The following is a 6744-nucleotide window of genomic DNA, read 5'->3' as shown; positions in this document are numbered from 1 at the left end:
TGTGTCCGTGCCGCCGGAAAACCGCACCACCGCGCTGTCCCGCTGCCAGCCCGTGGGCGCGCTGACCTGCACGCCGGCCGGTTCAGTAAGGTCATAGCCGTAATAGCAGCCCGCATACATCGGCACGTTGACCGGGATGTACACCCGGTCATCCGACAGCTGCCCGTTGTTGTGCCTGTGCCGCACCAGCGCGTAGCGGATGCTCATGTCCCCGCCTGTCGCCGCAATATCGTATCCATAGCACGGCATATACAGATTCGGTGCCAGCGCCGTTCCCTGCGAATTTCCCAACGGGTCTCGCCCGCACACCGGGCAGAGCCAGATGTCATAGTTGTTGGGTGATGTGAAGATCTCCCGTGTGTTGACGGTCTGGGAGCTGCCGGAATACATGTACCCGATCACGTAAGTATATGGCGTGCCGTTTCGGTCCGCGCCCAGCGCGCCGCCCGCAGCGAACGCTGGAGATGCGCACGCAGATATCAGAAGAAAAAGTGAAAGAAAACATATACTCCAGTACTTTAATTTTTGTTTCATAGTCTGTATCCTTTCCTTGATGTTTTTTGGAATACACCGTTTTGCATCCAAAAAAGAAGGGAATGCCCGTGAAGCATTCCCGATTAGTATCATATTGAGTTGCTTGCCAAAAATACAAACCCTCAATTTCCGCAAAGCAAATTAAATCAAAAAATGATTGTTACTTGTTTTCGCGATATAAGATATAACAAAAGCAGAAAGGGGGCCGTTATATGGCTATGGATATTCGCCCTGCTTCCGCGCTTCGTACAGAGTACAATGAGCTGGCCACTCGTTCCCGTATGACTGGACAGCCAATTTACATCACGCGCAACGGCAAAGGGGACACCGTCTTGATGGATCTTGCTGCCTACACCCGACGAAAAGAAGAACTTGATCGAAAAGAAGCGGCTCTTGCGCATCGCGCTGTGGTTTTAGAAGCCGAACTAAAGCGATTAAATGGAGCGGCGACATACACCTCCACACAGGTACGCGATTTGGTTCGCGCAAATCTCAGCAACAGACAGAGACGGAAAAATGGATGAACTTCAAATTGTCTATACCACCGAGGCAATGCAGGATATTTTGGGGATTTCCGATTATTATTTCGATAAAGTTGGAGAAAGCGCTGCTTTGCGCGCGGTTGACGCCCTGCAGAATAACATTGACAAACTAATGCGCTTCCCCCGCATGGGAGAAGAACATCCAGACGAATACTTGAAAGTATTGAACTTCTGCAAGCTGGCCCATGACAATCATATCGTGATTTACCGTGTTGATACGGAAACAGTAATCATTGAACGTATCGTTTGGGCTTCAAGTAATTATCCGGAACTTTTTCAGCAAGGAGTTCCAACTCTATAAAAGCAAAACGCCAAAGCGAGGATCAGCGCTCTGGCGTTTTTATTTTTAAGGTGTCCAAAATTGGACACCTTAATTTTTTACTGTGAGATCAATCCGTATTTTTGCGCCAACATGTGGTCCTGACGCAAAAGCCCCATGACCCGGCGTGCGGGGCCATCCGGCTTATAACGACCAGCCTCCCATGACTCTACAGTTTTGGGCGAAACCCCGAGAAAACTTGCAAAGACTTTCTGTGTCATATTAGCGCTCAACCGTATGGTGCGGATCTCCTCAGCATCGAATTCTTCAGGAGGCTGTACAGTCATCCTGCAACGCTTTGCACGCAGATGGCCTTTTTCTGTGGAAATGGCTTCATTTAACCCCTGCAGGATACTTTCATATACACCTGTACTCATCGTAATCGCCCCTTTTCGCATTTTGTTTTCAAAAACTGCTCCAACTGTTCAATCAAATTTCGGATGGCATTGCGTTCAGCTGCAGACAAATTATCCTTTTCATTTTTAGGATATGCTGTGATTAAGTAGATGGTTTCGTAAGCGGGAAAATCTACGTAAACCACACGGCCACTCCCGCTTTTCCCTTGATGCTCAAAAGCAACACGAATTTTTCGCAGCCCTCCCGTACCTTTCATCACCGGTCCCTGCTGAGGATTAAGAAGCAGCTGTTCCTGCAGGTACTTCAGCTCCGTATCGCTCTGTCCCATCGCTTTCCATTGCCGCTCAAATTCCGGCATAATTATATATTCTCTTGTCATACAGCTTCCTCGCTTATATTATACCCTCGTTGCTCGGAGTTTTCAAGAGGATGACTTTCAAAATAAAGCGTCAAAGCAGCTTTCAAGATCGAAGCGATTTCATCATCGTTCATAGTTGCTAAGTATGGGCTATATGACTTCAGCATCCGACGGGATATTTTATAACTTCCAGTGATTTTGTGGCGACTATCGTTTTGGGTGTTTTGGACAATATCCTTAATCCCTTTCTCGTTGCCGCCATTTTGATACAAAAATAAAATCTGTTGTGCCTGATAAGCACTTATTTTTTTATCTGGTATCCAGCGGGCTGCTTCAAGCTGCCATTCTTTAGGCAACTGTGCCAAATAGGTCGCAGCTGATATCGCCAATGTACGGCGGTCGACACATTCAAACAGAACAGGTGATAGAGTATGAAGTCCTAAAAACCGTTGCACATCGGTAGGCGTTAGCCCATACGCAGTTGCCAATGTCTCTCGCGTTTTTTCAAGGTGCCCAAATTTGAACACTTTACCGCCTAATTCGATCTCCTGTTTTTCTTCAGCATGTGTCCGACAGTATTGCCGAACTCTTTAAGACTTTGATGTTGTTCCCATAAAGTGCGGCACTTCTCGCTGGGAAGCATATTCTGTACCCCGTATTGAAGGTTCGTATCCGTAATATAGATTCCTTCCAAACCAGGCGGCAAGCCTTTACGAATAATCGCTGGAATATATGACCTGCCACAAAGCCGGCTCCCGAGCAACCTCTTATGACCAGCCAATAAATAATAGCGGCCAGCGGCATTATCATTAGGAATAACGAGAACCGGCTGCAGTACACCAAATGCGGCAACGCTTTCGCGGAACGCCGGATCCAACATGGTTTCTGTCACATATGTAGTGTTTCGCAGATGGCTGTCAATCAGATCGACTGGAATGTTTTCTACACGTTCCCGTGAACGCGGTGCCGCCGCCGGGGAGTTTTCAAACATTCCGGATAGATTAAGCGGTGTGGATGCCATGATATTCAACCTCCTTCACAAACGAATCGCAGACCACTTGATAGGCCCGCGCTGCTTCACTTTCCGGAGCGTACTCAATGATACTTACTTGCTTATTACGAGCATCTGCCACACAAACGCGGTCAGGGATCATTTCTTGGTAAATAGGATATTGAGGCACAAATAATTGGCGAATTCTTTCCACGCCGCTCCGGCTCTTACGGTATCGCATATCTACCCGACAAATCAACACCCCACAGACAGGGATCTCTTTTCTCAACGCTCGGGCAGCTTCCTGAATAAAGTCAGAAGCTAATTCAAGTCCCTCAATAGAGTCCTCTTCAGGCGTAGACACCAAAAGAACGGTATCGCATGCCATCATCACATTGACAGCCAGCATTCCCAAAGATGCCATACAATCCAAAAGGATATAGTCGTAATCCAACCTTACATCTTCCAATGCGTCAAACAGTATGCATTCACGGCGGAAATCTAATGTACTGATTTGCTTTTCCACAGTAGACAAAGCCTGCTTATTGGGAATAAAATCCACTCCGTTTTCAAGATGATGGATGCAGTTTTGAATATCCACTTCATCAACTTCTACATCAATCAACGGCTGCAGAAGTTCACAGAGTGTATAACACTCTTCATCCGGCCGATTGAGGCCTAAGCTAATAGATAGATTTCTCTGAGTATCGCAGTCTACCAGCAATACACGGTATCCTCGTTGTACAAGAGCTACGCCTAAATTGTGCGTAGTAGTGGTTTTACAAACACCGCCTTTTCGATTTAAGACGGCAACTATTTTACATTCATTCATAAAAGTACTCCTTCGATTTCAATGTTTTTCTGTAAAAACAAAAAGCCGACACCTATAACAAGGCATCGGACCGTTTCGTTGATGATTCTATATTAGCCTGTGGATGTGCTGTTGCATTGGCTCTTTTTGTTGATTGCTTCATCATCCACTGACACCATTTCTACACCATTTCGGCGTGAAGATATATGGAGAGGCATGGAGATTTAAATTGTTGAGCACCTTGAAAACCGCATAGCTATGCGGTTTTATGGACATTCATGGAGAATTGGAGATTTATGAAAATTAGGCTCGAACTTCGATTCCAAGCTTCATATAAAACCTTCCTCTTCTCAAGCGGGGCGGCAGCCCCGGGTATATCTTTGATTATTCTACCATACAGGCAGCCCTGCGCGCAATGCGCCGGACGCGGAGCACCCCAAAAAACTGCGCGGGAGCTCCCGCAGGACTTTTTTTATACACAATTATATCGTATAATATTGTTAAACTGCTGTTTTTTTGCGCCCCGCAGAGCATCTGCGGTACACCGCATACGGCATGCCGCGCAAAAACGGGCGCGGTACAGGGGAATAAAGGAGTGTGACCCATGGCGAACGAGAAAATTCTGATCGCGGACGACGACAAAAATATCTGTGAGCTGCTGCGCCTGTACCTGGCCAAGGAGGGCTATGAGACGGTGATCGCCAACGATGGCGAGGCCGCCGTGGCCGCGTTTGAAAAGGAAAAGCCCAACATGGTGCTGCTGGACGTGATGATGCCCAAAATGGACGGCTGGGAGGTGTGCCGCCGCATCCGCGCGGCGGACAACACACCCGTTATCATGCTCACGGCTAAAGGCGAGACCTTCGACAAGGTGCTCGGCTTGGAGCTGGGTGCGGACGACTATGTAGTAAAGCCGTTCGACTCCAAGGAAGTGGTGGCGCGCATCAAAGCCGTGCTGCGCCGCTGCACGCCCGCCGAGGCCCAGCCGGACGGCGTCATCAGCTATGATAAGCTCTCGGTGGACCTGACGCGCTATGAGCTGAAGGTGAACGGCCAGGTAGTGGACGCGCCGCCCAAGGAACTGGAGCTTTTGTATTATCTGGCCAGCCATCCCAACCGGGTATTCACCCGCGACCAGCTGCTGGACGAGGTATGGGGTTTTGAATACTACGGCGATTCCCGCACCATCGACGTACACGTGAAGCGTCTGCGCGAAAAGCTTGAAAACACCAGCGACCAGTGGAGTTTAAAGACCGTCTGGGGCGTGGGCTATAAATTTGAAGTGAAAGAATGACGGCGGGCCGGGGTCCGCGGCATGCCGGAAGAAAAGGGGGTGCCCCCGTGCGCAAAAGCATCACCACGCGGTATTTTTATTCCACGGCAGTCCTGCTCATCTGCAGCATCGCCGTGATGGGCTTTATTCAGATGTATCTGGCCATGGGCTACTTCCGCGAAGAAAACGGCACCGCCCTGATCCAGACCATCGACAACGCCATCCTCGCCATGCAGGAGGCCGCAGATGACGGCATCGTTGAAAAAAGGGCCGAAGCCGCCGAAGCCGCCGGGCTGGATGTGGAGGATATCAAAAGGGGCATCACGCTGACGGCCCGCGCCGCCGGAAAGAGCATCCTTGTGACGGACGCCTACGGCTCCGTGGTGCTTTCCATCCCGTCGGAATATCAGGGCATGGAAGTGTCTGTAAAAACGTGCAATGCCACATACAGCCGGGGCATTTACGACGAAATGGGCACTTTGGGCGGTATCTTCAGCAGCCGATATTATATCGCGGGCAAGCCCATTCTCGACGAGAAAGGCATGCTCCAGGGCTTTGTATTCGCGGGGGCAAACGCCGACAGCCTCACGGAATACCTGGCAAACCTGTTCTCTACGTTCATCCTCTCCGCCGGGCTGATGCTGATGGTATCCAGCGTGCTTTCCATCGTGCTGACCAACCGCATGACCACGCCGCTGCGCCGCATTTCGGACGCCGCGAAAAAGTTCGGCGGCGGAGATTTTTCCGCCCGCGTGCCCGTGGAGGGCGACGATGAACTGGCCCAGCTGGCCGAGACCTTTAACACCATGGCCGGCAGCCTGGAAAAAATCGACCAGTCCCGCCGCAGCTTCATGGGCAATATCGCTCACGAGCTGCGCACGCCCATGACCACCATCAAGGGCTTTATCGACGGCATGCTGGACGGCACCATCCCGCCCGAAAACCAGAACCACTACCTGGGCATTGTCTCTCAGGAGGTGGGCCGCCTGACGCGTCTCATCAAGAACATGCTGGACATCACCAAGCTGGAGGCCGGGGAGTATAAAGTAAACGCCACTACCTATGATATCTGGGAGAGCATCACCAGCGTGGTGTTCGGCGCGGAACAGCGGCTGGAGGCCAACAACATCCAAATCAGCGGCTTCGCCCCAACCAAGACCTTGGTTCTGGCGGATCAGGATCTGGTGTACCAGGTCATCTACAATCTGGTGGACAACGCTATCAAGTTCTGCAATGTGGGCGGGGAGATCCGTTTTTCCGTCACACAGAGCAAGGGCGCCGTTACCGTAGGCGTGCGCAACACAGGCGCGGGTATTGCGCCCGAGGCGCTGCCTTATGTGTTCGACCGCTTTTACAAGGAAGACAAAAGCCGTGGGCTGAACACCACCGGAAGCGGCCTGGGTCTGCATATCTGCAAAGTCCTCATCAATTTGTCCGGCGGCAAGATCTGGGTGGACAGCAAGGAGGGCGAATACTGCGAATTCCTGTTCACGTTGCCCGCGCCGCCTTCTTCGCCCATTAAGGGCGGCAAGCTCAAGGATCAGTGACCACCGCGCCGC

9 protein-coding genes and 1 pseudogene are annotated in these 6744 nt (G+C 50.7%); 4 read left to right on the top strand and 6 right to left on the bottom strand.

The genetic code is table 11. The annotated features are described in order from the left end of the window. A pseudogene (locus tag TQ39_RS09570) lies at positions 1–534 on the bottom strand (OmpL47-type beta-barrel domain-containing protein); the annotation flags it as partial. A 212-nt stretch (positions 535–746) separates the two neighbouring features. Between TQ39_RS09570 and TQ39_RS09565 the strand changes: the two are divergent. Next, positions 747–1058, top strand: coding sequence for a type II toxin-antitoxin system Phd/YefM family antitoxin (locus TQ39_RS09565; RefSeq protein WP_050005368.1), 312 nt, complete (start codon positions 747–749; stop codon positions 1056–1058). Next, positions 1051–1377 carry a type II toxin-antitoxin system RelE/ParE family toxin gene (locus tag TQ39_RS09560; protein WP_050005367.1) on the top strand — a complete coding sequence of 109 codons (327 nt, stop codon included), beginning with the start codon at positions 1051–1053 and terminating at the stop codon, positions 1375–1377. Before TQ39_RS09565 ends, TQ39_RS09560 begins: the two co-directional genes overlap by 8 nt. 77 nt (positions 1378–1454) lie before the next feature. Here TQ39_RS09560 and TQ39_RS09555 read toward each other — a convergent pair whose 3' ends face one another. Genes TQ39_RS09555 through TQ39_RS09535 form a run of 5 tightly spaced genes read right to left on the bottom strand, consistent with a single transcriptional unit; the run spans position 1455 to position 3933 of the window. Next, positions 1455–1772, bottom strand: a complete 318-nt coding sequence (locus TQ39_RS09555; protein ID WP_050005366.1) for a helix-turn-helix domain-containing protein — start codon at positions 1770–1772, stop codon at positions 1455–1457. Further along, complete coding sequence (locus tag TQ39_RS09550; protein WP_050005365.1) at positions 1769–2131, bottom strand: type II toxin-antitoxin system RelE/ParE family toxin; 363 nt, start codon at positions 2129–2131, stop codon at positions 1769–1771. The genes TQ39_RS09555 and TQ39_RS09550 overlap by 4 nt, the downstream gene beginning before the upstream one ends. Then, positions 2128–2637 carry a hypothetical protein gene (locus tag TQ39_RS09545; RefSeq protein WP_050005364.1) on the bottom strand — a complete coding sequence of 170 codons (510 nt, stop codon included), beginning with the start codon at positions 2635–2637 and terminating at the stop codon, positions 2128–2130. The genes TQ39_RS09550 and TQ39_RS09545 overlap by 4 nt, the downstream gene beginning before the upstream one ends. Positions 2638–2645: 8 nt before the next feature. Continuing rightward, positions 2646–3131, bottom strand: coding sequence for a ParB/RepB/Spo0J family partition protein (locus tag TQ39_RS09540; protein ID WP_050005363.1), 486 nt, complete (start codon positions 3129–3131; stop codon positions 2646–2648). Then, the gene (locus TQ39_RS09535) at positions 3112–3933 is read right to left on the bottom strand and encodes a ParA family protein (protein ID WP_009322999.1); all 822 of its coding nucleotides are present in this window, start codon (positions 3931–3933) and stop codon (positions 3112–3114) included. The genes TQ39_RS09540 and TQ39_RS09535 overlap by 20 nt, the downstream gene beginning before the upstream one ends. Before the next feature lie 583 nt (positions 3934–4516). Between TQ39_RS09535 and TQ39_RS09530 the strand changes: the two genes are divergently transcribed. After that, the gene (locus TQ39_RS09530; RefSeq protein WP_009323000.1) at positions 4517–5206 is read left to right on the top strand and encodes a response regulator transcription factor; all 690 of its coding nucleotides are present in this window, start codon (positions 4517–4519) and stop codon (positions 5204–5206) included. A gap of 47 nt (positions 5207–5253) precedes the next feature. Then, entirely contained in the window at positions 5254–6732 is a 1479-nt protein-coding gene (locus TQ39_RS09525; protein ID WP_069955726.1) for a sensor histidine kinase, read from the top strand. Positions 6733–6744: the final 12 nt, after the last annotated feature.

The sequence above is a fragment of the Ruthenibacterium lactatiformans genome (assembly GCF_000949455.1).
GTDB classification, from domain to species: domain Bacteria; phylum Bacillota; class Clostridia; order Oscillospirales; family Ruminococcaceae; genus Ruthenibacterium; species Ruthenibacterium lactatiformans.
Note: the sequence above shows the minus strand (reverse complement) of the source record. Positions and strands in the feature narration are given on the sequence as shown.

Excerpts from the sequence above, each read along its gene's own strand:
- TQ39_RS09565 (WP_050005368.1), top strand. The coding sequence starts at position 747 with ATGGCTATGGATATTCGCCCTGCTTCCGCGCTTCGTACAGAGTACAAT.
- TQ39_RS09560 (WP_050005367.1), top strand. The coding sequence starts at position 1,051 with ATGGATGAACTTCAAATTGTCTATACCACCGAGGCAATGCAGGATATT.
- TQ39_RS09555 (WP_050005366.1), bottom strand. The coding sequence starts at position 1,772 with ATGAGTACAGGTGTATATGAAAGTATCCTGCAGGGGTTAAATGAAGCC.
- TQ39_RS09550 (WP_050005365.1), bottom strand. The coding sequence starts at position 2,131 with ATGACAAGAGAATATATAATTATGCCGGAATTTGAGCGGCAATGGAAA.
- TQ39_RS09540 (WP_050005363.1), bottom strand. The coding sequence starts at position 3,131 with ATGGCATCCACACCGCTTAATCTATCCGGAATGTTTGAAAACTCCCCG.
- TQ39_RS09535 (WP_009322999.1), bottom strand. The coding sequence starts at position 3,933 with ATGAATGAATGTAAAATAGTTGCCGTCTTAAATCGAAAAGGCGGTGTT.
- TQ39_RS09530 (WP_009323000.1), top strand. The coding sequence starts at position 4,517 with ATGGCGAACGAGAAAATTCTGATCGCGGACGACGACAAAAATATCTGT.